The organism is Cupriavidus sp. AU9028, from assembly GCF_019795295.1.
In the GTDB taxonomy this organism is placed as follows: Bacteria; Pseudomonadota; Gammaproteobacteria; order Burkholderiales; family Burkholderiaceae; genus Cupriavidus.
This window is the reverse complement of record NZ_JAIMCG010000007.1, coordinates 120,922-143,225: the sequence shown is the minus strand read 5'-3', so window position 1 is coordinate 143,225 and position 22,304 is coordinate 120,922. Positions and strand designations below refer to the sequence as shown.

The following is a 22,304-nucleotide window of genomic DNA, read 5'->3' as shown; positions in this document are numbered from 1 at the left end:
TGGTGGTCAGGCGCCGGTCAGGCGCGTTGGTTCGGCTGGCTGGCGCGTCAGCAGCATGGCGTCGCCGTAGCTGAAGAAGCGGTAGCGCTGCTCGACCGCGTGGCGGTAGGCCTGGCGGATCGGCTCGATGCCCGCCAGTGCGGACACCAGCATCAGCAGCGTGGACTTGGGCAGATGGAAGTTGGTGATCAGCGCATCGACCAGCCGGAAGCGGTAGCCCGGGGTGATGAAGATGTCGGTGTCGCCGCCCCCGGCGCGCAGCTCTCCACCTTCGGTGGCGGCCGATTCCAGCGCGCGCAGCGAGGTGGTGCCCACCGCGATCACGCGGCCGCCGTCGGCACGGCACTGGCGCACCGCCTCGGCCAGCTCGGGCGAGATCTCGTAGCGCTCCGAGTGCATCTTGTGCTCGGCGATGTTCTCGGTACGCACCGGCTGGAAGGTGCCGGCGCCGACGTGCAGCGTCAGGAAGCCGCGGCGCACGCCGTGGGCGTCCAGCCGAGCGAACAGCGCGTCGTCGAAATGCAGGCCGGCGGTCGGCGCCGCCACCGCCCCGGGCTTGCGGGCATAGACGGTCTGGTAGCGGCTCTCGTCGTAGGCGTCCGGATCGTGGGTGATATAGGGCGGCAGCGGCAGCCGGCCGTATTGTTCGATCAGGTCCAGCGCCGGCGCCGGAAAGCGCAGCGTGAAGAACTGGTCCACGCGCGGGCCGACTTCGACCTCGAAGGCATCGGCCAGGCGCAGGCGGCTGCCCTCGGCGGGCGTCTTGGAGGCGCGCACCTGGGCCAGCACGGTATGTTCGTCCTGGATACGCTCGACCAGCACTTCGATGCGGCCGCCGCTGGCCTTCTGGCCGAAGAAGCGGGCCTTGATCACGCGCGTGTCGTTGAAGACCAGCAGGTCGCCCGGCCGCAGGTAATCGGTCAGGTCGGCGAAGGCGCGGTCGGCCAGCGCGGTGTGCCCGGTGTCGTCGGTGGACACCACCAGCAGGCGGCTTGCGCTGCGGTCGGGCAGCGCGGTCTGCGCGATCAGCTCGGGCGGAAGCGGGAAATCGAAATCGGACAGCGTCAGCATGGCATTGGAAGAGGGTCGCCCAGGCGCCAGGACGGGGCGCCGGCAGCCCTTGGCGCGGCGCCGCCACCCCTTGGAGGCAGCCGCGATGGCGAATTGCCGGCGCATTCCCGGGGGATCGGCGGGGCTGGGTACAATCGAGCCCGGCCCCGGCGCGCGGCGAACCCGGTATTGTAAGGCTTCGCGCGTTTGGCCGCCGCCGCCCGTCCGTCTGACTCCTTGCGACTACATGCCCGCACCGCTCACCGATGCCGCCGACGATCTCGCGCCCATGCCCGGGCACGAATCCGTGCCGGCCGTGCCGGACAAGGCCGCGCGCGGCAAGGGCGGCCGGGCAGGGGCGAAGCAGGCGGGGAAGGGGCAGCCGAAGTCAGGCGGCTCGGCCAGTTCGGCCGCATCCCGGCTCGCCAAGCTGGGCCTGCGGCGAGACGTGGATCTGGTGCTGCATCTGCCGCTGCGTTACGAAGACGAGACCACGGTGCTGCCGATCGCCGAGGCGGTGCAGCGGGCGGGGCTGGGGCTGCCGGCGCAGGTCGAGGGCGAGGTGCTGTCCGCCGAGGTCACGTACCGGCCGCGCCGCCAGCTGGTGGTGCGCATCGCCGACGAAAGCGGCGAGCTGATGCTGCGCTTTCTCAATTTCTACGGCAGTCAGGTCAAGCAGATGGAAGCGGGCGCCCGCCTGCGCGTGCGCGGCGAGGTGCGCGGCGGGTTCTTCGGCGCGGAGATGGTGCACCCGACCGTGCGCACCGCTGCGCCGGGCGAGCCGTTGCCGGATCGGCTGACGCCGGTCTACCCGTCCACCGCTGGCATCGCACAGGCCTACCTGCGCAAGGCCATCGGCGGCGCACTGCAGCGCACGCCGCTGCCCGAAACGCTGCCGCAGCCGCTGCTGCAGGGGCCGCTGGCCACGCTGAAGCTGCCGCCGCTGGCGGAGTGCCTGCGGCTGCTGCACGCGCCGCCTCCGGGCATCGACGAGGCGTCGTTGTCCGACCGCTCGCATCCGGCCTGGCTGCGCATCAAGTTCGACGAGCTGCTGGCCCAGCAGCTGTCGCTCAAGCGCGCCCAGGCGGCCCGCCGCGCCCGCAACGCGCCGCGGATGCCGCGCCGCGCGGGTGGGCTGCTCGACCGCTTCCTCGCCGCGCTGCCGTTCGCGCTGACCGGCGCACAGCGGCGGGTGGTGGAGGAGATCGCCCAGGATCTGGCCGCACCGCACCCGATGCACCGGCTGCTGCAGGGAGATGTCGGCAGCGGCAAGACCATCGTCGCCGCGCTGGCAGCGTGCCAGGCGATCGACGCCGGCTACCAGGCCGCGCTGATGGCGCCGACCGAGATCCTGGCCGAGCAGCACTACCGCAAGCTGTCCGGCTGGCTCGGACCGCTCGGCGTCGATGTGGTGTGGCTGGCCGGCAGCGTGCGCAGCAAGGACAAGCGCGAGGCCATCGCGCGGGTGGAGGCGGGCACCGCGCAGCTGGCCATCGGCACCCACGCGCTGATCCAGGACACCGTGCGCTTTGCCCGGCTGGGCCTGTCGGTGGTCGACGAGCAGCACCGCTTCGGCGTCGCCCAGCGGCTGGCGTTGCGCGGCAAGGCGGGCGAGGGGCATGCGGGCGAGGGGCATGCGGGCGAGGGGCATGGCCCGGGCGAGGGCGATGAGCCCGATGGCGCGACGGACGCCGCCGTGGTACCCCACCAGTTGATGATGTCTGCCACGCCGATCCCCCGTACGCTGGCGATGACCTATTACGCGGACCTCGATGTGTCGGTGATCGATGAACTGCCGCCCGGCCGCAGCCCGGTCGTCACGCGGCTGGTCAACGATGCGCGGCGCGGGGAAGTGATCGAGCGCGTGCACCATGCCGCCGCGCAGGGGCGGCAGGTCTACTGGGTGTGCCCGCTGATCGAGGAAAGCGAGGCGCTGCAGCTGCAGACCGCGCAGGAAACCTACGAGACGCTGGCCGCGGCGCTGCCGGACCTGAAGGTCGGCCTGGTGCACGGCCGGCTGCCGCCCGCCGAAAAGGCCGCCGTGATGGAGGCGTTCGCCGCCAACCGGCTGCAGGTGCTGGTGGCGACCACCGTGATCGAGGTGGGTGTCGATGTCCCCAATGCCTCGCTGATGGTGATCGAGCACGCCGAGCGCTTCGGCCTGGCCCAGCTGCACCAGTTGCGCGGGCGGGTCGGACGCGGCAGTGCGGAATCGGTCTGCGTGCTGATGTACCAGGCGCCGCTGTCGCCCACCGCGAAGCAGCGGCTGGCGACCATGCGCGAAACCACCGACGGCTTCGAGATCGCCCGCCGTGACCTCGACATCCGCGGGCCGGGCGAGTTTCTGGGGGCGCGCCAGTCGGGCGAGGCGATGCTGCGCTTCGCCGACCTGTCCGCCGATGCCTGGCTGGTCGAATTCGCGCAAGCCGCCGCCGAGGCGATGCTCGACCATTTCCCGGAAGCGGCCGACGCCCATCTGTCGCGCTGGCTCGGGGGCCGGGAACAATACCTGCGTGCCTGACCGGCGCCGCCGCGGCACCGGTGCTGCCTGTGCTTGAGCCGTCTCTTTGTCGTCGCGTGCCTGCCTTCCTGTTGCCCGGCTCTGACAGAACCTGGATTCGAAGGTAAAATCTATCACTTCCGAAAAAGCGATAAGTCAGTCAGCGCTGGGGCATGTCCCCGCGTTGCCAAGGCCGAGATCTCATGACGCTCACCGAACTCAAGTACATTGTCGCCGTTGCCAGGGAGCGCCATTTCGGCCGGGCGGCCGAGGCCTGCTTCGTGTCCCAGCCGACGCTGTCCGTGGCGATCAAGAAGCTGGAGGACGAGCTGAACGTGCAGATCTTCGAGCGCGGCACCTCGGAAGTCTCGGTGACCGCGGTGGGCGAGCAGATCGTCGCGCAGGCCCAGCGCGTGCTGGAGCAGACGCTGGCGATACGCGAGATCGCCAAGCAGGGCAAGGATCCGCTGGCCGGCCCGCTGCGGGTGGGGGTGATCTACACGATCGGACCGTATCTGCTGCCGGCGCTGGTCAAGCAGATGATCGAGACCGTGCCGCAGATGCCGCTGATGCTGCAGGAGAACTACACGGCCAAGCTGATCGAACTGCTCAAGCAGGGCGAGATCGACTGCGCCATCATGGCCGAGCCGTTCCCCGATTCCGGCCTGACCGTGCGCCCGCTCTATGACGAACCGTTCGTCGTCGCCGTGCCCCGCGGGCACCAGCTGGAGCGCGCCTCGCAGGTGTCGCCGGACGAGCTGAAGCAGCAGACCATGCTGCTGCTTGGCAGCGGCCATTGCTTCCGGGACCATGTGCTGGGGGTCTGCCCGGAACTGTCGCGCTTCTCCCAGGCCGCGGACGGCATCCAGAAGACGTTCGAGGGCTCCTCGCTGGAGACGATCCGCCATATGGTGGCCAGCGGCGTCGGCATTACCGTGCTGCCGCGCACCTCGGTACCCGATCTGCGGGCGCCCAACGACCTGCTCTCCTACGTGCCCTTCGCCGAGCCGGTACCAGACCGCCGCGTCGTGCTCGCCTGGCGCAAGAGCTTCACGCGCCTGCCCGCGATGGAAGCGCTGTGCACCGCCGTGGCGGCATGCGATCTGCCCGGCGTGCGCAAGATCGTGGACGGCAAGCTGGCCCAGGCGGCCTGACGCGGCGGGCGCGCCTGCGTGGCGCCCCCCCAGGCGCCGATACCAACCGTCGATACAACCGTCGGTACAACCGCAGACCAAGGTCTGGGCCGGGCACCTGAACAGGTGATTCCGGCCGCCATCGCTTCGCTCTAGCATCTGTTCCGAATCACGGGCGTCGTGCCGACCGCATGCCCGTTGCATCACGTTAGCTTTTGACTATGCGATAGCTAAAAAGAATCAAATTCTTTGTTTCGATAGTCTTGGCTACACTCCTTTCATCGACACCATCCCGGAGACGTTTCCGGGGCGCGAAAACGAAGGAGAGTCCCGATGCAGCCGACATTCGACCCCCAGCAACCGCAACACCGGACCGGCAGACCTCGCCTGCAGGCGGCGCTTCGCCGCCTGCAGCGCAGCCGGCGCCGTGTTTCGGCGGTACTGGCCGGAAGCCTGGCCAGTGTGGGCGCGGTGTACTGACCCGCCTGAACTTCTCGCGCCGCGCCGCCGTTATTCACTCCATACCGATACCAACAGCGTTTCCAGGAACACACAGAGGTCACCCATGAGCAAGGACATTCTCACCACCGCCGCAGGCGCCCCGGTCGCCGACAACCAGAATTCGCTGACCGCCGGTCCCCGCGGGCCGATGCTGCTGCAGGACGTGTGGTTCCTGGAAAAGCTGGCGCACTTCGACCGCGAGGTGATTCCCGAGCGCCGCGTCCACGCCAAGGGCTCGGGCGCGCATGGCACCTTCACGGTGACGCATGACATCCGCCGCTACACCAAGGCCTCGATCTTCGCCGAGATCGGCAAGAAGACGCCGCTGTTCATGCGCTTCTCGACGGTGGCGGGCGAGCGCGGCGCGGCCGATGCCGAGCGCGACGTGCGCGGTTTCTCCGTCAAGTTCTACACGGACGAGGGCAACTGGGACGTGGTGGGCAACAACACGCCGGTGTTCTTCGTGCGCGATCCGCTCAAGTTCCCCGACTTCATCCATACGCAGAAGCGCAATCCGCGCACCAATCTGCGCGATCCGATCGCGGTGTGGGACTTCTGGTCGCGCCACCCGGAATCGCTGCATCAGGTCACCATCCTGATGAGCGATCGAGGCCTGCCGCAGAACTATCGCCAGATGCACGGCTTCGGCTCGCATACCTACTCGTTCCTCAACGAGCAGGGTGAGCGCTTCTGGGTCAAGTTCCACTTCCGCTCGCAGCAGGGCATCGCCAACTGGACCAATGCCCAAGCCGCGGAGGTGGTGGCGCGCGACCGCGAAAGCGCGCAGCGCGACCTGGTCGAACATATCGACAAGGGCGACTTCCCGCGCTGGCGCCTGTTCGTGCAGGTCATGCCGGAAGCGGATGCGGCGACCTATCGCATCAATCCGTTCGACCTGACCAAGGTGTGGCCGCATGCGGACTATCCGCTGATCGAAGTCGGCGTGCTGGAGCTGAACCGCAATCCGGACAACTACTTCGCCGAGGTCGAGCAGGTGGCGATGAACCCGTCCAACATCGTGCCGGGCATCGGCTTTTCGCCGGACCGGATGCTGCAAGGGCGGCTGTTCTCGTACGGCGATACCCAGCGCTACCGGCTCGGCGTCAATCATCACCAGATTCCGGTCAACGCGCCGAAATGCCCGTTCCACAACAGCTTCCATCGCGATGGCGCGATGCGGGTGGACGGCAACCAGGGAGCGAAGCTGAACTACGAGCCGAACCGTCAGGGCGCCTTCGCCTCGGCAGCGCGGGCGGCCGAGCCGCCGCTGGCGATCGGTGCGGTCGCGGACCACTTCGATCACCGCGAGGACGACGACTACTACAGCCAGCCGGCAGCGCTGTTCCGGCTATTCGACGAAGGGCAGCGGGAGCGGCTGTTCGCCAATATCGCCGCGGCGATGCAGGGCGTGCCGGCCGACATCGTGCAGGTGCAGCTGGCGCATTTCGCCAAGGTCGATCCGGCGTATGCCGACGGCGTGGCGCGCGCGCTGGAACGCAAGTAAGGGGCGGCGGGGGCCGGTGCGGCCGCCCGCCTGCTCGAGGAGAGAATCATGACCGTACTTCGACTGATTTCCACCGAATGGCAGCAGCTGCGCATCGACGTGCGCAGCGCCGCGGGCGGGCGTGCCGGTGCCGAAGCGGCGCGGCTGCGCCGCAAGTTGTGGCGCAAGGAGCTTGGCATGGCCGTGGTCCTGCTGGGCGCCGCCGTGATGTTCGTCGACGCCGCCACCCGTCTGTCCCTGCCGCTCGGGTGATGCCATAATGCAAAGGTCCGGCCGCTTGCGGGAAAACCCGGGGGCGGCCGAGATTCCCTTACCCGCAATCCAGGGCGGCCAGGGGCCGGCGCTCGGGTCCAGCCGACCGCAGCGACCGCCGGCCGTGGTGCCCCACCCAGAACGGAGCGAAACGACCATGGCAGAGAAGAACGAGATCAGCGTGAATATCGGCATCTCCGACGAGGACCGCAAGAAGATCGCCGAGGGCTTGTCCAAGCTGCTTGCCGACACCTACACGCTCTATCTGAAGACCCACAATTTCCACTGGAACGTCACCGGCCCGCAGTTCAACACGCTGCACCAGATGTTCGAGACGCAATACACGGAACTGGCGCTGGCGGTGGACCAGATCGCCGAGCGCATCCGCGCGCTGGGTTACCCCGCGCCGGGCACTTACCGCGAGTACGCCCGCCTGTCGAGCATCCGGGAAGAAGAGGGCGTGCCCGAGGCCAGCGAGATGATCCGCAAGCTGGTCGAAGGCCAGGAAGCGGTGGTGCGCACCGCCCGCTCGCTCTTCCCGGTGATCGAAGCGGCGGCGGACGAGCCGTCGGCCGACTTGCTGACCCAGCGCATGCAGACGCACGAGAAGACCGCCTGGATGCTGCGCTCGATGCTGGCCTGAGGCCGGGTGCCGGCGGCAGCGTCGTCGCGCCGGGCGCGGCGGGCCTGCCGGCCGGAACTGTCATCAACGCGCCGCGCGCCCTGCCGCGCGGCGCGTTTTTTCATTGCTGATGTCATGTTCGAACGTCTCGCCCTGTATGCGCGCCTGGTGCGCATCGACAAGCCGATCGGCACGCTGCTGCTGCTGTGGCCGACCCTGTGGGCGCTGTGGATGGCCGCGGAAGGGCCGCCTCCCGCGCACATCTTCTGGATCTTCGTGATCGGCACCTTCCTGATGCGCTCGGCCGGTTGCGCCATCAACGACTGGGCCGACCGCGATATCGACCTGCACGTCAAGCGCACCCGTGAACGGCCGCTGACGGCTGGCCGCATCGCGCACTGGGAAGCGCTGGCGGTGGCGGCGGTGCTGGCATTGCTGGCCTTCGCGCTGATCCTGCCGCTGAACGCGCTGACCAAGTGGCTATCGGTCGCGGCGGTCATCATCGCCGGCAGCTATCCCTTCTTCAAGCGCTTCTTCGCCATTCCACAGGCGTACCTGGGCATCGCCTTCGGCTTCGGCATTCCGATGGCCTTCGCCGCGGTGCAGGGCCAGGTGCCGCTGCTGGCGTGGGTGATGCTGGTGGGCAACGTGTTCTGGGCGATCGCCTACGACACCGCCTATGCGATGGTCGATCGCGACGACGATCTGCTGATCGGCATCAAGACCTCGGCCATCACCTTCGGCCGGCTCGATGTCGCAGCGATCATGCTGTGCTATGCGGTGTTCCTGCTGCTGATGGCCTGGGCCGGCGCGGTGCTGGCGCTGGGCTGGCCCTACTGGATCGGCCTGGCGGGCGCCGCCATCACGGCGATGTACCACTACACGCTGATCCGCGGGCGCGACCGCATGCAGTGCTTCGCCGCGTTCCGCCACAACAACTGGCTGGGCGCGTGGGTGTTCGGCGGGACGGCGCTGGCGTACGCGCTGGCGTAAGCGCCAGCGTGACCTCCCCCGGGCGCCGATGACGGCTTCCGGGGGCAAGCCACAAGCCGTCAGTCCAGCTTGATGCCGACGCTCTTGACGACCTTTTCCCACTTCTTGGTATCGCGATCGACGAGCTGAGCGAACTCGGCCGCGCCGAGCGCGCTCGGCTCCATGCCCTGCTTGGCGATGGTATCGCGCACGGCGGGCTGGGCGATCACGGCGGCGATTTCCTGCGCGAGGCGGTTGACCGTGGGCGCCGGCGTGCCGCCCGTGGTGAACACGCCGTACCACGAGACGACCTCATACCCGGGCACGCCGGATTCGGCGATGGTCGGCACGTTCGGCATGGTGTCGACCCGCTTGGTGCTGGTCACGGCAAGGATGCGTACCTTGCCCGAGTCGGCGCCGGCCTTCGCCGACGGCAGGCTGGCGAAGGTCATCTGCGCCTGACCCGCCATCACGTCCTGCATCGCCGGCGCATCGCCGCGGTAGGGCACGTGGGTGATCTGCACACCCGCCATGCTCTTGAACAGCTCGGCCGACAGGTGCGAGATGGTGCCATTGCCCGGCGAGGTCACGTTCAGCTTGCCCGGATTGGCCTTGGCATAGGCGACCAGTTCCTGCACGGTCTTGACCGGCAGGTCGTTGTTCACGACCAGTGCGTTGGCCGACTTGGCCACCAGCGAAACCGGCTGCACGCCCTTGACGGGATCGTACGGCAGCTTGCTGTAGACCGAGGGCGCAATCGCCTGCCCACCCACGGAACCCATCAGCAGGACCGAGCCGTCGGGCCTGGCGCGCGCCATCTCGGCGGTCGCGATGGTGCTGCCGCCACCGGGCTTGTTCTCCACCACGACCGTGGTCTTGGTATTCAGCTGAAACTGCGTCGCGACCAGGCGGGCGATCACATCGTTGCCGCCGCCCGGCGCAAAGCCGACCAGCATCCGCAGCGGACCTGCGGGCAAGTCCTGCGCGATGCCGTGGCTGGTCAGCAGTGCGAGGGCGAGAGCGGGGACAATCTTGGAAAACGCCATGTTGAACCTCGAATGAAGAGTTTGGGGAGTGCTCTCAGGATGTCGTCGCTGTGCTGGTGCTATCGGCCAGAACTCGGCATGCGTGGGCATGAACCGGTCTTGCTCTTTTGTCGTGGTGTTGCGGTGTTGCGGTGTTGCGGTATTTCATGCCGGCCCGACAGGCGGGCCGGTTCACTGCATTCGCCGTGACGCGCTTCACTTCTTGAAGCGCACCACCGCCTCGCGCGAAGCCTGTGTCTGCGGCAGCGTCGCGATCTCGCCCAGCGTGACGGGCTTGGTCGGAAAGCGCAGCCGGTAGTAGCCCACCTCGCGCGGATGCCGCTGCTGCTCGTCGGCAATCAGTTCCGTCACCGTCAAGCCGCAGAAGCGGCCCTGGCACGGACCCATGCCGCAGCGCAGGAAGGCCTTGAGCTGGTTTGGACCCTGGCAGCCGATGCGGGCGGCGTGACGCACCTGTTCGGCCGTAGCCTCTTCGCAGCGGCAGACGATGGTGTCGCCCACCGGGCGGCGGAACTGGCTGCGCGGCCGGTACAGGACCTCGAAGAACTCGCGGCCACGGGTCGCGCGGGCCAGCGCGGTGCGATGCGGGGCCGCCTCCCGGTCGCGCGTCGCGAGATCGATCCGGCCCAGGTCGGCCGCCGCATGCAGCGCCGCGATGCGGCCGCGATGCTCGGCGGCCAGCGCCCCGGCGATGCCGGCGCCATCGCCGGCAATGCTGATGTGCGGCACGGAGGTCGCACCCCAGCCATCGACCGCCGGTTCCCAGCAGTCCTGGCGCTCGTTCCACAGATGCTTGGCGCCAACCGCGCGGGACAGGTTGGTATTGGGCACCACGCCCTGGTGCAGCAGCACCTGATCCACCTCAATCGTGCGGCGCTGTCCCGCTGCCTCGTAGCGCAGTTCGGCGACCTTGCCGTTGTCTCCCGACAGCGCTTCGAGGGCCGTCACGTCGCTGACGATCGGCACCGCCTTGCGCACCGCGCGCAGCAGCTTCAGCCCCTTGCCCAGATAGGGCGAGCGCAGGAAGCCCCATGCGTGCGGCAGCGCCTTGCGCCATTGCGCACTGTCGGTGGTCTCGAGAATCGCTTCGAGCTTCACGCCAGCATTCAGGTACTGCCATGCCAGCAGATAGAGCAGCGGGCCACCGCCGACCAGCACGGTGCGGCCCTCCGGGACCACACCCGAGGTCTTGAGCAGGATCTGCGCCGCGCCCGCGGTGATGACGCCGGGCAGCGTCCAGCCGGGGACCGGGAACGGACGTTCCTGTGCGCCGGTGGCGAGAATGATGTGGCGGCAATGCAGCAGCGCGGCCTGCGGGTCCTGCCCGGGACGAGCGACGGAATAGGCAACCTCGAAGGCGGCGCCGGGCAGCGCCGCACCGTCCGGCCCGCAGGCGTTGATCGACCAGACCGTCGCGGCGCACAGATGCCGCGCCCCGCTGCGGGCAAACGGTGCGAGCAGGCCCTCGCCGTGCCAGTAGTCGTCGCCGAGGATCGCGCGGTTGCGTACCGGCGTGCTGGCGATGGCCCGATAGATCTGCCCGCCCGGCGCCGGTTGTTCGTCGATCAGCACGGTGGACAGGCCCAGTTCCGCCGCCCGGGTTGCGGCGGCCAGGCCCGCGGGGCCGGCGCCGACCACCAGCAGGTCGCATGTCGTGATTTCGGTCATGCGGCCACCTCGCGCGCGCCGAGCTGGCGCTCTACCGTCATGCCGTCGCGTACCGGCGTCATGCAGGCCTGCTGGTTGGGCCGGCCGTCGATGCGGACCAGGCAGTCGTAGCAGACGCCCATCATGCAGAACGGTCCGCGCGCAGTGCCGGAAACCGCGGTGTCCCGGCAGGCCAGCACGCCGGCGGCAAACAGCACGGCGGCGACGCTGTCGCCCTCGCGGCATTCCAGCGCAGTGCCATCGACCGTGACCCGCACCTTGCGTTCTGTCGCTTGCAGGACAGCCGCATCAATTCTTCGGAACATGGAACCTCCGGGTCGAGAAAGTGGCGAGCTCGGGCGGCAGCTGGCCCGCGGCGATCATCGGCGCCAGGTTCAGGGCATGCGTGGCGGCGAGCGTCACGCCGCTGTGGCACGTCACGACGAACGCGCCAGGGTGGGTGCTCGATTGTTCGTAGACCGGAAAGCCGTCCTTGGCGCGCACGCGCAGGGCGGACCAGGCGCGCACGGCGCGTACATCGCGCAGGGCGGGCAGGGTGCGCACGGCGCGGTCGGCCAGCGTGGCCAGCACCGGCAAGGTGGTGACCTGGTCGTTGTAGCCCGCGTCTTCCTGCGAGTCCCCCACCAGCCAGCTGCCTTCGTCGTTCTGCCGCAGCGTGACCATGGCGGTATCCAGCAGCCGGCGCGTGCGTTCGAGCACCAGGATCTGCCCGCGTTGCGGGGCCATCGGCAGGTCGATGCCGACCATCCGGGCCAGATCGCCATTGCGCAGCCCGCCCGCAAGGATCACCTTGCGGGCGCGCACGGTGCCGTTGGGCGTGGTCATCGTGAATTCACCGCCGGCCTGCTGCACGATGTCGGTGACGCCGTGGTGGGGCAGGTACTGGACGCCGCTGGTGCTGAAGGCGGTGTGGAAGGCGCGCAGCAGCTTCAGCGGATTGACGATGCCATCGTGCGGGGTCCAGATCGCGCCCGTGACATCGGGCCCGAGCCCCGGTACCAGCGAGGCGGCCTGGTGGTGATCGAGCAGCTTCCATTCATAGGGCTCGACGTCCGGCTGCGACATCAGCGTGTTGACCCACGCCAGTCTCGCTTCGACTTCGTAGTCGCCCATCAGCGGGGTCAGGCCGCCTTTTTGCTCGAGCGCGACGTCGATGCCGGTTTCCTGCAGCAGGCTGGCCGCCAGCGTGGGCCACAGCCGGGTCGAGCCGAGCGTCCAGCGGCTGTACGCACCCATGCCGTGCCCCTTGCTCTGCAGCCAGACCAGGCCGAAGTTGCCACGGGACGCGCGCAGCGCGACATCGCCTTCGTCCAGCACGGCGACCGATCCGTGCTCGCGCAGGCCGTAGGCCAGCGCGGAGCCGACCAGGCCACCGCCGACCACGGCGGCGTCGAACAACGGGTAGCGGGAGGAGGAGGCGGCCGACATCAGGCACGCCTCCCCGACGAAACATGCGGGCGTTCTGCCCTGCGCAATCTCATGTGGGTCTCGCTGGAATCGTAATGCCACCGGTCCGACCGTCCCATCGTCGGGGTCGGCGCGGTGTGCCAGTCCGAGCGAGTATGCGCAGGCTGCTGTGCAGGGGCAAATACGAGTCTATCGGGCGCCCATACCAGAACCTGATAGGGTCGGCGGCAGCGATGCGGTTTCGGCCTCGATGACCTCGATCATCCGCTCGGTGAAGCGGTCCACCAGCAGGTTGACGGGGCGGTTGCGCGCGAGCAGCAGGTAGCTGACGAACGGGATCGCCGGCTGGAACGGGCGCACCGCCACCTCGTCGGTGTGCATCCGCGCGACCAGCGGGTTGACGATGCCCACGCCCAGTCCGAGGCCGACCAGCCGGCAGATGGTGGCGCCGTAGGGCGTCTCGAAATGCATCACGCGCCGGTCGTCGTCCGCGAAGGCCGCGTCCACCGCGCTGCGCAGGCCGTCGCCATGGCTCATCGAGATGAACGACTCGCCGGCAAGGTCGGCTGGCGTGATCACCTCGCAGGACGCGAGCCGGTGCCCCGGCGGCACCACGCAGCAACCGGACAGCGCGGCGATGGGCTGCGCTTCGGTAACCGCCGCGGGCGGCAGGAACGACACCAGGCCGAGGTCGCAATAGCGGCTGCCGACGCGATCGGCGACCAGTTCGGTGCTGCCGGTTTCCATGGCGACGTTGACGTCGGGAAACTCCGCGTGGAAGCGCTGCAACACCAGCGGCAGCACGGTCATCGCCAGCGACGGTACCGCGGCGATGCGCAGCCGGCCCTTGCCGAACTTGCGGATATTGCGCGCCGCGTCCTTGAGCGCATCGAGGCCGACGAACGCCCGCTCCACCTCGCGCAGGAAGGCGAGGCCTTCCTCGGTCGGGCTCAGCCGGCCGGCGTGGCGCGTGAACAGCGTCAAGCCGGTGGAGTACTCCAGTTGTGCGATCAGGCGGCTGACGTTCGGTTGCGAGGTGTACAGCTCGGCGGCGGCCGCGGTCATCGAGCCGGAGCGCATCACGGCCTGGAACGCACTGATTTCCTTGAACTTCATGCTGCGGTCTGCTGACTTGAAAACGGGACAGGTGCGGTGCGTCCTGCTGACGCCCGGCTGGCCGATGGTATAACAGAACCGTATGCCCACCCCGGAAAAGCTGATTTGACGTTATGGCGGGCGATTTCCATACTGCGACACCAACGAAGCAACGATTGGAATCGACAGGGGACCCCGACATGGATTCGAAAGTCAGCCGCCGCCTCACGCAAGCGACCGCGCCCGAAGTCTGCGCGCATATCTACGCGCCAAGGCTGCGCGACTTCGGCGCGGGCTTTCGCTACCTGACCGAGATCAACCAGGCTCACCTGCTGATGCTCCATGGCACCGGCCTGATCGCCGACGACACGGCCGGCGCGCTGGCCCGAGCGCTGTTGCACATCGAGGAAGCGGGCCCGGATGCGGTCGCGCTGGACCCGCAGCGCGAAGATGCCTATTTCAACTACGAGGCCCACCTGATGGAAGTGGCCGGCGCCGATGCCGGCGGCCGCCTGCATGTCGCTCGCAGCCGCAATGACATCCTGGCGACGCAGGACAGGTTGCGCGCCCGCGATGCCGTGTTGGCGCTGCTGGCGGCGCTGGCAAAAACGCGGGCGGTGGTGCTGGACAAGGCGGAGGAATTCGCCGAGACGGTGATGCCGGGCTACACGCATCTGCAGGCCGCGCAGCCCATCACCTATGGCTACTACCTGGCCGGCGTGGCGCAGGCGATGCGCCGGGACATGGCACGCCTGCGCCGCGCGCTGGAATCGCTCGATGCCTGCCCGCTCGGGGCGGGCGCGCTCGCCGGGACCGGCTTTGCCATCGACCGCGATGCCACGGCGCGCTGGCTGGGCTTCTCCGGCCCTGCGCCCAACTCGCTGGACGCCGTGGCCTCGCGCGATTTCGCCTGGGAGATCCTGTCCGCCGTCACCATCGCCACCATCACATGGGGACGTGTGGCGCAGGACCTGTTCGTCTGGTCGACGCCGGAATTCGGCCTGATCGACTTCCCCGACAGCCTGGCGGGAACGTCGAGCATCATGCCGCAGAAGAAGAACCCGGTGGTGCTCGAATACCTGAAGGGCAAGGGTGGCCAGATGCTTGGGCTGCTGACCGCCTCGCTGGCCGCGTTGAAGGGCACCCACTTCACCCACAGTGGCGACGGCAACCGCGAAACCATGCGCGGCTTCTGGGAGGCGATGGACGAGGCGATGCGCTGCACCGAGCTGCTCGGGCTGGTGCTTGGTCACGCCATGCCGCAGGCATCGCGCATGCTCGATCGCGCCCGCCGCGACTTCTCGTCGGCGACCGACCTCGCCGATACGCTGGTGCGCGACGCCGGCATGTCGTTTCGCGAAGCGCACCATGTGGTCGGCGCCGTCGTGCGCGAGGCGCTGGATCGCGACCTGCCGGCATTCGCCATCGACAGTGACATGGTCGACCGCGCCGCCCGCCAGCACACCGGGCGCGGCGCGCAGCTCGCACCGGAGGTCGTTGCGCGCTGCCTCGATCCGGTGCGCGGCGTGGCGGCCCGTATCGCCGCCGGCGGTCCGGCCCCGGTGCTGGTGCGCGAGCAGGTCGCCACCCAACGCGCGGAACTGGCGCGCGAGCGGCAGGCCATCGAGGCGCTGCGCATGGAGGTCGAGCATCACCGGGCATCGCTGCGGCACGCGACCGCCGCTCTGGCACACCGGCCCTGCGCGACCGCTTCGGCATCGTCCGGTGCGTCCTCGCCCGCGCTGGCAAGTTGATCGACGGCCGGGGCCTGCGCTGGCCGCTCAGGACCCGCGGCCGAACTCCTCGCCCATCTGCGCGCCACGCGCGGCCGCCGCCTTGAGCGCCCGCACCACCGCGTCGTCGACCTTCGCTTCCTGGAGCACGGTCAGCGCCGCATGAGTGGTGCCGCCCTTGGACGTCACGCGCTCGCGCAGCGTCGCCAGCGATTCGCTGGAGCTTGCGGCCAGCGTCGCCGCGCCACGGAACGTCTCGATCGCCAGCTCGCGGCCCTGCGCGGCAGTCAGCCCCATCTCGGCGGCGGCCCTTTCCATCGCTTCGAGCACGAAGAACACGTAGGCCGGGCCGCTGCCGGACACGGCGGTGACGGCATCCATCTGCGCGTCGTTGTCGAACCACAGGCATTTGCCAACCGCCTCGGCGAGCGAGGTGGCGATGGCGCGATCCTGCGCGGAAAGCCTGGCCGGCGCCGTCATTCCGGTCATGCCCATGCCGGTCAGTGCCGGCGTATTGGGCATCGAGCGCACCACCCGTTCGTGACCGTCGAGCCAGCGCTGCATGTCGGCCAGGCGGATGCCCGCCGCCACGCTGACGATCAGCGCGCGCGCGCCGGTGCTGCGCAGATGGGGCAACAACTGTTCGCAGGCCTCGCGGAACTGCTGCGGCTTGGTCGCCATCACCACCACGTCGCAGCCCGCCAGCGCGGCGTCCGGCTCGGCCACCGTCTGCACGCGATGGTCCTGCGCCAGGCGTTCGCGCGCCGGCGCATAGGGATCGGCGACACGAATGGCGCCGGCCGGCACGCCGCGGGCGATCAGTCCGCCGATCAGTGCGGTGGCAAGATTGCCGCCGCCGACGAAGCCAAAGGTCAGGTTGTTGAGCATCGGGTTTCCTGGTTCAGGGAGGTCGGAAGGATTCGTAGGATCAGGGCCGGGCAGGCGGCCGGGCGCCGAAGATGGCGGTGCCGACGCGCACGATGGTGGCGCCTTCGGCGATTGCCGCCTCGAGGTCGGCCGACATGCCCATCGACAAGGTATCGAGCGCCAGTCCCTCCCTGCGCAGCGTGTCGAGCAGCGCCCGCAGGGCGGCGAAGGGCCTGCGCTGCGCCACCGGATCGTCGCTGGGTTCGGGAATCGCCATCAGGCCGCGCAGCGTCAGGTTCGGCAGGCCGGCGATGGCGCGCGCGAGCGGCAGCACGTCCGCTGGCGCCACGCCGCTCTTGCTCGCCTCGCCGCTGATATTGACCTGGAGGCAAACCTGCAGCGGCGCGAGCGACGCGGGACGCTGCGCGGACAGCCGCTCGGCGATCCGCAGCCGGTCCACCGAATGCACCCAGTCGAATTGCTCGGCCACGGTGCGCGTCTTGTTGCTCTGCAGCGGGCCGATGAAATGCCATTCCAGCTCGGCGCGCAGTGCCGCGAGCGCCGCGATCTTGTCCACGCCTTCCTGCACGTAGTTCTCGCCGAAGGCGCGCTGGCCGGCGTCGAACGCCTCGCGCACCGCGTGCGGCGGAAAGGTCTTGGAGACGGCAAGCAGCGCGACGCTGCCGGCGGGGCGGCCGGCCTGTTGCTCGGCGGCGGCAAGACGAAGCCTGACGGCTTGCAGATTGGCGGAGATGACCGGCATGGTACGGCTGACTTCGGTGGCGAGGGGGGCCGGGTTGGCGGCGGAAGGATCGATTATAGATTCGCTGCGGGACCGGCACGGCCGCCGGGTGCGCTATGCTGCCAATCTTGTGAGGAGGTCGCCATGAACAACGTCTACCAGTTCACCGCCGAGTCGCTCGCGGGCGAATCCGTGCCGCTGTCCCGTTTCGACGGGCAGGTGCTGCTGATCGTCAATACCGCCAGCGAGTGCGGCTTCACCCCGCAGTACGCGGGGCTGCAGCAGTTGCAGGAGGAATACGGCCCGCGCGGCTTCAACGTGCTGGCGTTCCCCTGCAACCAGTTCGGCAAGCAGGAGCCGGGCGATGCGCAGCAGATCGGCGCCTTCTGTGAAACGCGCTTCCGGGTGCGGTTCCCGCTGTTCGCCAAGATCGACGTCAATGGCGCCAATGCCCATCCGCTCTATCGCTGGCTGACCTCGGAAGCGCCGGGGCTGCTCGGCATCGGCGCGATCAAGTGGAATTTCACCAAGTTCCTGCTGCGCCGCGATGGCACCGTATTCAAGCGCTATGCACCGACCACGCGGCCGGAGGACATCAAGGCCGATATCGAGGCGCTGCTCGGGTAGCGACGGTTCATCCCGCCGTGGCGGGATGAACCGTCTTGCACCGACGATCCTGCACCGCGCTGCGCTTACTGGCAGGGCGCGGTCTGCTGCACCAGCTGACGCAGCCCCGCCGTGCTGGCGGAGTCGTCCACGCCGAGCGTGTTGTCGGTGAAGCGGCAGCCATAGTTGGCCGCTGCCACGACGCCCGCGTCCAGCACCTCATCGCCTTCCGGCCGCACGCCGTTCTGCTCCCAGTTCACCATGTCGTCGAAGGCGCGCGCCTGCTCGGCCACGGTGAAGTCGCAATGGCTGATGCCGCGGATGGCGCGCTGCACAAGCCAGTTTGCGGTGCCGTTGCTGTCGGCGCGGCGTTTGTAGATCTGCTGCATGCTGAACGGCACGTACATGTCGCCCAGCGTATGCAGCGTGACCACCGGCACGCCGATGCGGGCGTTCGCCCTGGGGATCCAGCGCAGGCCGTCGCGGCGCGCACGGTTGGCTTCCTCGCTTCCCTTCACCCGGTAGATCGATGCATTGAACGACTGCTCCAGCGCCGACACGGCGGCGTTGTTGTCGAGCTGGAAGGTAATGCCCTCGGTGTTGGCCACGTTGGCGTTGAGGATGCCATTGACGCTGCCGTCCTGGCCGAACGTGCTCCACACCGCGTCCTGCAGTCCCTGCGCGGCCGGACCGCCGAAGCTGATGTCGAACAGCGGACGTTCGCCGCCGGTCAGGCCCTTGACGACCTGCTTGAGCCGATCGCCTTGCGCGGTGGTCTGGCCGGGGTAGGCGACGAACAGCGCCGATCGTACCGCTGCGGCAATGTCGGCCCAGTTCGCCACCGGCCAGGCAGTGGCCGGGAAGCCGGCCAGCTGCTGCGCGGCGGTCTGGTAGGCAGCGAAGTAGTTGAACAGCTCGGTGTCGCCCATCACCCCGCACATCGGCACCGCGCCGTGATAGCGCACCGAATGCTTGGCCGAGGCGATGTTCTCCTCGTCCACCGCGGCCGCCGCCACGTGCCCGCCCATCGAATGGCCGACGATATAGAGCCGCGAAGGTGCCGCGAGCGTGCGGCCGTTCTCGCTGGCGATGCGCTGGAACGCCAGCGCCAGCGCGTTGGTGTCCTCCACGCCGACGCGCACATCGTAGTAGTTCTTGGAGTAGCTCGATGCCGCCCAGGCATAGCCGGCCTCGAGCAGATGGCGGCGGATGGACGGGTTGCTGACGTTCAGCCCCGGTCCGGTGCCGGCATAGCCGTGGGCATACATCACCAGCCTGCCGTTCCAGTTCCTGGGCACTTCGATGCGATAGCCGCTGCCGTCGAGCTGCCCCCACCAGCGGTCCGCGTCGGGCGCGCCGGCCAGGGCCTGGAAGGGCAGCGTGGCCGGATCGACCGTGAAGGTCCGGTCATCCTGCGCCCGTCGTTCTTCCGGTGCCGGCGGCGGCGAGGGCGGAGGGGTGACGACCGGATCGTCATCGTCCCCGCCACAACCGGCGAGCAGCGTTGCCGCGGCGGCCATGGCCAGCGCGGCGGTTTTCCAGATGGGTCCCTGCATGCTTTGTCTCCAGATCGTTATGGTTGGTTTGCTGCGTCGGTACACCACTGCGGGACTGCAAACTTCAACTTCGACTTCGACTGCGACTGCGACTGCGAACTGCAAGGGGCGGCGCACGGCGCCGCCGTGCCCGTCCGGTGACGCTACGGTAATGCCTGTGCCAGGCGCGACACAGCGGCATGGCGCACATGCGAAAGGCGCCGTGACGGCATCAGTCCTGTGGCGGTCCTGGGGCCGGCGCGGTTTCACGCTCGCGCAGCAGGCGCTCCAGCAGCCGGTCGCGGGCGTGGCGCCGGCGGGACAGGCTGGTCGATTCCTCGTCCATGGCGCGGAACAGCGCCACGCACATCAGCGACATGACGATGGCGAAGGGCAGCGCCGCCAGGATCGACATGGCCTGCAACCCTTCCAGCCCGCCCGACAGCAGCAGCACGCCGGCGATCAGCGCGATCAACAGGCCCCACGTCAGCTTGTAGCGGGACGGCGGTTGCGGGTTGCCGCGGTCCGACATCATGCCCAGCACATAGGTGGCCGAATCCGCCGAGGTGACGAAGAACACCAGCACCAGCAGGATCGCCACGATCGAGGTCAGCGTGGCGGCCGGATAGGCGTCGAGCAGCGCGAACAGCGCGAGCGAGGCGTCCTGCTGCACTGCCTGGACGATGGGCACCTGTTCGAAGATGGCGGCGTACAGGCCGGCTCCGCCGAATACCGAGAACCACAGGAAGCTGATGATCGACGGCACCAGCAGCACGCCGATGATGAATTCGCGCACCGTGCGGCCATACGAGATACGGGCGATGAAGGTGCCCACGAACGGCGCCCACGCGATCCACCACGCCCAGTAGAACAGCGTCCAGTCGGCTACCCAGGTGCCGCGGCTGAACGGCGTCATGCGCAGACTCATGCCGACCAGTCCGTCGAGGTAGGCGCCCAGCGTGGTGGTGGCCGCATCGAGGATGAAGGAGGTGGGGCCGAGCACGAACACGGACAGCAACAGCAACAGCGCCAGCAGCATGTTGAAGTTGCTGAGCCACTGGATGCCGCGCGTCAGCCCGCTCATCGACGAGGCGATATAAAGGGCGCTGGCCACGGCGATGACGATCAGCTCGGCCGCCACGGTATTGGGCACGCCGAACACGCGCTCCAGCCCGGCGCCGATCTGCATCGCTCCCAGGCCGAGCGACGTCGCCACGCCGAAGGCCGTGGCGATCAGCGCCAGCACATCGATCGCCTTGCCGATCGGGCCATTGGCGCGCGCGCCGATCAGCGGCTCGAAGGTGGTGCTGATCAGCATCGGGCGATTGCGGTTGAACTGGAAGAAGGCCAGCGCGAGCGCAATGATCGAATAGGCGGCCCAGGGCTGCAGTCCCCAGTGGAAGAAGGCAAAACGCAGGCCCGCGCCGGCCGATTGGGGACTCAGCGGTTCCAGCCCGAGCGGCGGCTTGGCGTAGTGCGAGACCGGTTCGGCCACGCCCCAGAACACCAGGCCGATGCCCATGCCGGCGGCGAACAGCATCGAGAACCAGCTGACGCGGTGAAAGTGCGGCTCCGCGTCTTCGCCCCCCAGACGGATGTAGCCGAAGCGGCTGAACGCCAGGTAGAGCGCGAACACCAGGAAGCCGAACATCGCCAGCAGGTAGAACCAGCCGACCCGCCCGATCACCCCGGTCAGCAGCCACTGCATGGACTCCCCCAGGCTGCCGGGAGACACGATTCCCCAGGCAACGAAGATGGACACGAGCGTCAGTGCAATTCTGAAAACCATGATTTCCCCTTCTTACGTGGCTCCGGGGCCGGCGGAGCTGGGCGGCGGGGCCGCACGGAACGACAGGACAGGCCCGCACGCGCGGGGGGGGGCACGGTCGAGCCACCGCCCGGACGCGCTTGCGTCGGAGGCTAGCGCGGCAGCCAGGCGGCCACCAGCGGCACCAGCACGGCGGTCAATACGCCATTGAGCCCCATGCCGAGCGCGGCGAACGCGCCGGCTTCCTCGCTGACCTGGAAAGCACGTGCCGTGCCGATGCCGTGGGCGGCAAGGCCGGTGGCAAAGCCGCGCACGCTGTAGTCGCGCACGCGCAGCAGGTTCAGCAGGCGCGTGGTACTGACCGCGCCGATGATGCCGGTGGCCATTACCAGCACCGCGGTCAGGGAGGGCAGGCCGCCGATCTTCTCGGCGACGCCCATGGCAATGGGGATGGTCACGGACTTCGGCGCCAGCGAGCGCAGCACCTCGGGCGATCCGCCCAGCAGCCAGGCGATGCCGACCGCCGATACGACCGCCACGGCCGAGCCCGCCAGCAGTCCCACCAGCAGCGGAAAGACATGCGCCCGAAGCTTGGGCAACTGCAGGTAGAGCGGCACCGCCAGCGCGACGGTGGCCGGACCGAGCAGGAAGTGGACGAACTGGGCGCCGTCGAAATAGGTCTGGTAAGGCGTGCCGGTGACGGTCAGCACGGCCACCAGCAGCGCGACGGAAATCAGCACCGGATTGGCCAGCGGCGAAAATCGGCTGCGTTCGTAGATGCGGAAGGCGAGGACATAGGCCAGCAGCGTCGCGGTCAGCCCCAGCAGCGGGCTGGCGGCGAGGTAGACCCAGATTTCGCTGAGCCGCGGCGTCATGCCTGCCCCTTGTCCGCCGGCTCGCCGCCGTGACGGGCTGACTCGCGCCGCATCAGCGCGCGCGTGACCAGCGCGGTGGTGGCGATCGCCAGCCAGGTCGACAGCACCAGCGCGACGACGATGGGCAGCCATTCGCCGCCGATCCGGTGCGCGTGGACCATGATGCCGACCCCGGCCGGCACGAACAGCAGCGACAGGTGGCGCAGCAGTGCCGACGAGGTGTCCTGGATCACCGGCAGCAGGCGGTCGTCGACGGCGAGCCAGCAGAACAGCAGCATCATGCCGATGACGGGCCCGGGTACCGGCAGCCGCAGCGCGAAGCTGAGCACTTCGCCGACGGACTGGAAGACAAGCAGGATCGCAAACGTTTGCAGCATTCGATCGACGGGCCGGGGAGGCGGGGAAAAGAGGATGACGCCCGCCCGGCG

21 protein-coding genes are annotated in these 22,304 nt (G+C 68.8%); 9 read left to right on the top strand and 12 right to left on the bottom strand.

The genetic code is table 11. The features are described 5' to 3' along the window. Nucleotides 1–6: 6 nt before the first annotated feature. On the bottom strand, nt 7–1,071 hold the full coding sequence (gene queA / locus K6V06_RS10060; protein ID WP_222242862.1) for a tRNA preQ1(34) S-adenosylmethionine ribosyltransferase-isomerase QueA: 1,065 nt from the start codon (nt 1,069–1,071) through the stop codon (nt 7–9). A gap of 268 nt (nt 1,072–1,339) precedes the next feature. Here queA and recG point away from each other — a divergent pair, with 268 nt between their 5' ends. The 7 genes from recG to ubiA all read left to right on the top strand — a co-directional run bounded on the left by recG (nt 1,340) and on the right by ubiA (nt 8,555). Continuing rightward, nucleotides 1,340–3,571, top strand: coding sequence for an ATP-dependent DNA helicase RecG (gene recG / locus K6V06_RS10055; protein ID WP_222243076.1), 2,232 nt, complete (start codon nt 1,340–1,342; stop codon nt 3,569–3,571). 182 nt (nt 3,572–3,753) lie between these two features. Further along, complete coding sequence (locus K6V06_RS10050) at nt 3,754–4,704, top strand: LysR substrate-binding domain-containing protein (RefSeq protein WP_222242860.1); 951 nt, start codon at nt 3,754–3,756, stop codon at nt 4,702–4,704. 312 nt (nt 4,705–5,016) lie between these two features. Next, on the top strand, nt 5,017–5,163 hold the full coding sequence (locus K6V06_RS10045) for a hypothetical protein (RefSeq protein ID WP_222242858.1): 147 nt from the start codon (nt 5,017–5,019) through the stop codon (nt 5,161–5,163). A gap of 85 nt (nt 5,164–5,248) precedes the next feature. Continuing rightward, nucleotides 5,249–6,688 (top strand): catalase, encoded by a 1,440-nt coding sequence (locus K6V06_RS10040; RefSeq protein WP_222242848.1) that lies wholly within the window; start codon nt 5,249–5,251, stop codon nt 6,686–6,688. Between the two features lie 48 nt (nt 6,689–6,736). Next, on the top strand, nt 6,737–6,940 hold the full coding sequence (locus K6V06_RS10035; protein WP_222242846.1) for a hypothetical protein: 204 nt from the start codon (nt 6,737–6,739) through the stop codon (nt 6,938–6,940). A gap of 157 nt (nt 6,941–7,097) precedes the next feature. Continuing rightward, nucleotides 7,098–7,583 (top strand): Dps family protein, encoded by a 486-nt coding sequence (locus K6V06_RS10030; RefSeq protein WP_222242844.1) that lies wholly within the window; start codon nt 7,098–7,100, stop codon nt 7,581–7,583. Between the two features lie 114 nt (nt 7,584–7,697). Continuing rightward, nucleotides 7,698–8,555, top strand: coding sequence for a 4-hydroxybenzoate octaprenyltransferase (ubiA, locus tag K6V06_RS10025; protein ID WP_222242842.1), 858 nt, complete (start codon nt 7,698–7,700; stop codon nt 8,553–8,555). 59 nt (nt 8,556–8,614) lie between these two features. Here the strand turns inward: ubiA and K6V06_RS10020 are convergent, their stop codons facing one another. The 5 genes from K6V06_RS10020 to K6V06_RS10000 form a co-directional block, all read right to left on the bottom strand. After that, complete coding sequence (locus K6V06_RS10020) at nt 8,615–9,580, bottom strand: tripartite tricarboxylate transporter substrate binding protein (protein WP_255581742.1); 966 nt, start codon at nt 9,578–9,580, stop codon at nt 8,615–8,617. 195 nt (nt 9,581–9,775) lie between these two features. Continuing rightward, the gene (locus tag K6V06_RS10015) at nt 9,776–11,248 is read right to left on the bottom strand and encodes an NAD(P)/FAD-dependent oxidoreductase (RefSeq protein ID WP_222242840.1); all 1,473 of its coding nucleotides are present in this window, start codon (nt 11,246–11,248) and stop codon (nt 9,776–9,778) included. Further along, a complete protein-coding gene (locus K6V06_RS10010; protein ID WP_222242838.1) occupies nt 11,245–11,553 on the bottom strand; it encodes a (2Fe-2S)-binding protein in 309 nt (102 codons plus the stop codon). Before K6V06_RS10010 ends, K6V06_RS10015 begins: the two co-directional genes overlap by 4 nt. Beyond that, nucleotides 11,537–12,676 carry an FAD-binding oxidoreductase gene (locus K6V06_RS10005; RefSeq protein ID WP_222242836.1) on the bottom strand — a complete coding sequence of 380 codons (1,140 nt, stop codon included), beginning with the start codon at nt 12,674–12,676 and terminating at the stop codon, nt 11,537–11,539. The genes K6V06_RS10010 and K6V06_RS10005 overlap by 17 nt, the downstream gene beginning before the upstream one ends. A gap of 168 nt (nt 12,677–12,844) precedes the next feature. Beyond that, the gene (locus K6V06_RS10000) at nt 12,845–13,771 is read right to left on the bottom strand and encodes a LysR substrate-binding domain-containing protein (protein ID WP_222242834.1); all 927 of its coding nucleotides are present in this window, start codon (nt 13,769–13,771) and stop codon (nt 12,845–12,847) included. 179 nt (nt 13,772–13,950) lie between these two features. Here K6V06_RS10000 and argH point away from each other — a divergent pair, with 179 nt between their 5' ends. Then, the gene (gene argH, locus K6V06_RS09995) at nt 13,951–15,504 is read left to right on the top strand and encodes an argininosuccinate lyase (RefSeq protein ID WP_222242832.1); all 1,554 of its coding nucleotides are present in this window, start codon (nt 13,951–13,953) and stop codon (nt 15,502–15,504) included. Nucleotides 15,505–15,531: 27 nt separating this feature from the next. On the opposite strand, the gene proC is transcribed toward argH, so the two are convergent. Continuing rightward, nucleotides 15,532–16,371 (bottom strand): pyrroline-5-carboxylate reductase, encoded by an 840-nt coding sequence (proC, locus tag K6V06_RS09990; RefSeq protein ID WP_222242830.1) that lies wholly within the window; start codon nt 16,369–16,371, stop codon nt 15,532–15,534. A gap of 40 nt (nt 16,372–16,411) precedes the next feature. Further along, entirely contained in the window at nt 16,412–17,113 is a 702-nt protein-coding gene (locus tag K6V06_RS09985) for a YggS family pyridoxal phosphate-dependent enzyme (protein WP_222242828.1), read from the bottom strand. A gap of 123 nt (nt 17,114–17,236) precedes the next feature. Between K6V06_RS09985 and K6V06_RS09980 the strand changes: the two genes are divergently transcribed. Next, nucleotides 17,237–17,719: a glutathione peroxidase gene (locus tag K6V06_RS09980; protein ID WP_222242825.1), complete on the top strand. Its 483-nt coding sequence runs from the start codon at nt 17,237–17,239 to the stop codon at nt 17,717–17,719. Nucleotides 17,720–17,784: 65 nt separating this feature from the next. On the opposite strand, the gene K6V06_RS09975 is transcribed toward K6V06_RS09980, so the two are convergent. The 4 genes from K6V06_RS09975 to K6V06_RS09960 form a co-directional block, all read right to left on the bottom strand. Continuing rightward, nucleotides 17,785–19,254, bottom strand: coding sequence for an alpha/beta hydrolase (locus tag K6V06_RS09975; RefSeq protein ID WP_222242824.1), 1,470 nt, complete (start codon nt 19,252–19,254; stop codon nt 17,785–17,787). A gap of 211 nt (nt 19,255–19,465) precedes the next feature. Beyond that, on the bottom strand, nt 19,466–21,022 hold the full coding sequence (locus K6V06_RS09970; RefSeq protein ID WP_222242822.1) for a BCCT family transporter: 1,557 nt from the start codon (nt 21,020–21,022) through the stop codon (nt 19,466–19,468). 131 nt (nt 21,023–21,153) lie between these two features. Next, nucleotides 21,154–21,876, bottom strand: coding sequence for an LrgB family protein (locus K6V06_RS09965; protein ID WP_222242820.1), 723 nt, complete (start codon nt 21,874–21,876; stop codon nt 21,154–21,156). Beyond that, the gene (locus tag K6V06_RS09960) at nt 21,873–22,253 is read right to left on the bottom strand and encodes a CidA/LrgA family protein (RefSeq protein WP_222242818.1); all 381 of its coding nucleotides are present in this window, start codon (nt 22,251–22,253) and stop codon (nt 21,873–21,875) included. Before K6V06_RS09960 ends, K6V06_RS09965 begins: the two co-directional genes overlap by 4 nt. Between the last annotated feature and the right edge of the window lie 51 nt (nt 22,254–22,304).

Coding starts and splice junctions, on each gene's coding strand:
- queA (WP_222242862.1), bottom strand. CDS start 1,071: ATGCTGACGCTGTCCGATTTCGATTTCCCGCTTCCGCCCGAGCTGATC.
- recG (WP_222243076.1), top strand. CDS start 1,340: ATGCCCGGGCACGAATCCGTGCCGGCCGTGCCGGACAAGGCCGCGCGC.
- K6V06_RS10050 (WP_222242860.1), top strand. CDS start 3,754: ATGACGCTCACCGAACTCAAGTACATTGTCGCCGTTGCCAGGGAGCGC.
- K6V06_RS10045 (WP_222242858.1), top strand. CDS start 5,017: ATGCAGCCGACATTCGACCCCCAGCAACCGCAACACCGGACCGGCAGA.
- K6V06_RS10040 (WP_222242848.1), top strand. CDS start 5,249: ATGAGCAAGGACATTCTCACCACCGCCGCAGGCGCCCCGGTCGCCGAC.
- K6V06_RS10035 (WP_222242846.1), top strand. CDS start 6,737: ATGACCGTACTTCGACTGATTTCCACCGAATGGCAGCAGCTGCGCATC.
- K6V06_RS10030 (WP_222242844.1), top strand. CDS start 7,098: ATGGCAGAGAAGAACGAGATCAGCGTGAATATCGGCATCTCCGACGAG.
- ubiA (WP_222242842.1), top strand. CDS start 7,698: ATGTTCGAACGTCTCGCCCTGTATGCGCGCCTGGTGCGCATCGACAAG.
- K6V06_RS10020 (WP_255581742.1), bottom strand. CDS start 9,580: ATGGCGTTTTCCAAGATTGTCCCCGCTCTCGCCCTCGCACTGCTGACC.
- K6V06_RS10015 (WP_222242840.1), bottom strand. CDS start 11,248: ATGACCGAAATCACGACATGCGACCTGCTGGTGGTCGGCGCCGGCCCC.
- K6V06_RS10010 (WP_222242838.1), bottom strand. CDS start 11,553: ATGTTCCGAAGAATTGATGCGGCTGTCCTGCAAGCGACAGAACGCAAG.
- K6V06_RS10005 (WP_222242836.1), bottom strand. CDS start 12,676: ATGTCGGCCGCCTCCTCCTCCCGCTACCCGTTGTTCGACGCCGCCGTG.
- K6V06_RS10000 (WP_222242834.1), bottom strand. CDS start 13,771: ATGAAGTTCAAGGAAATCAGTGCGTTCCAGGCCGTGATGCGCTCCGGC.
- argH (WP_222242832.1), top strand. CDS start 13,951: ATGGATTCGAAAGTCAGCCGCCGCCTCACGCAAGCGACCGCGCCCGAA.
- proC (WP_222242830.1), bottom strand. CDS start 16,371: ATGCTCAACAACCTGACCTTTGGCTTCGTCGGCGGCGGCAATCTTGCC.
- K6V06_RS09985 (WP_222242828.1), bottom strand. CDS start 17,113: ATGCCGGTCATCTCCGCCAATCTGCAAGCCGTCAGGCTTCGTCTTGCC.
- K6V06_RS09980 (WP_222242825.1), top strand. CDS start 17,237: ATGAACAACGTCTACCAGTTCACCGCCGAGTCGCTCGCGGGCGAATCC.
- K6V06_RS09975 (WP_222242824.1), bottom strand. CDS start 19,254: ATGCAGGGACCCATCTGGAAAACCGCCGCGCTGGCCATGGCCGCCGCG.
- K6V06_RS09970 (WP_222242822.1), bottom strand. CDS start 21,022: ATGGTTTTCAGAATTGCACTGACGCTCGTGTCCATCTTCGTTGCCTGG.
- K6V06_RS09965 (WP_222242820.1), bottom strand. CDS start 21,876: ATGACGCCGCGGCTCAGCGAAATCTGGGTCTACCTCGCCGCCAGCCCG.
- K6V06_RS09960 (WP_222242818.1), bottom strand. CDS start 22,253: ATGCTGCAAACGTTTGCGATCCTGCTTGTCTTCCAGTCCGTCGGCGAA.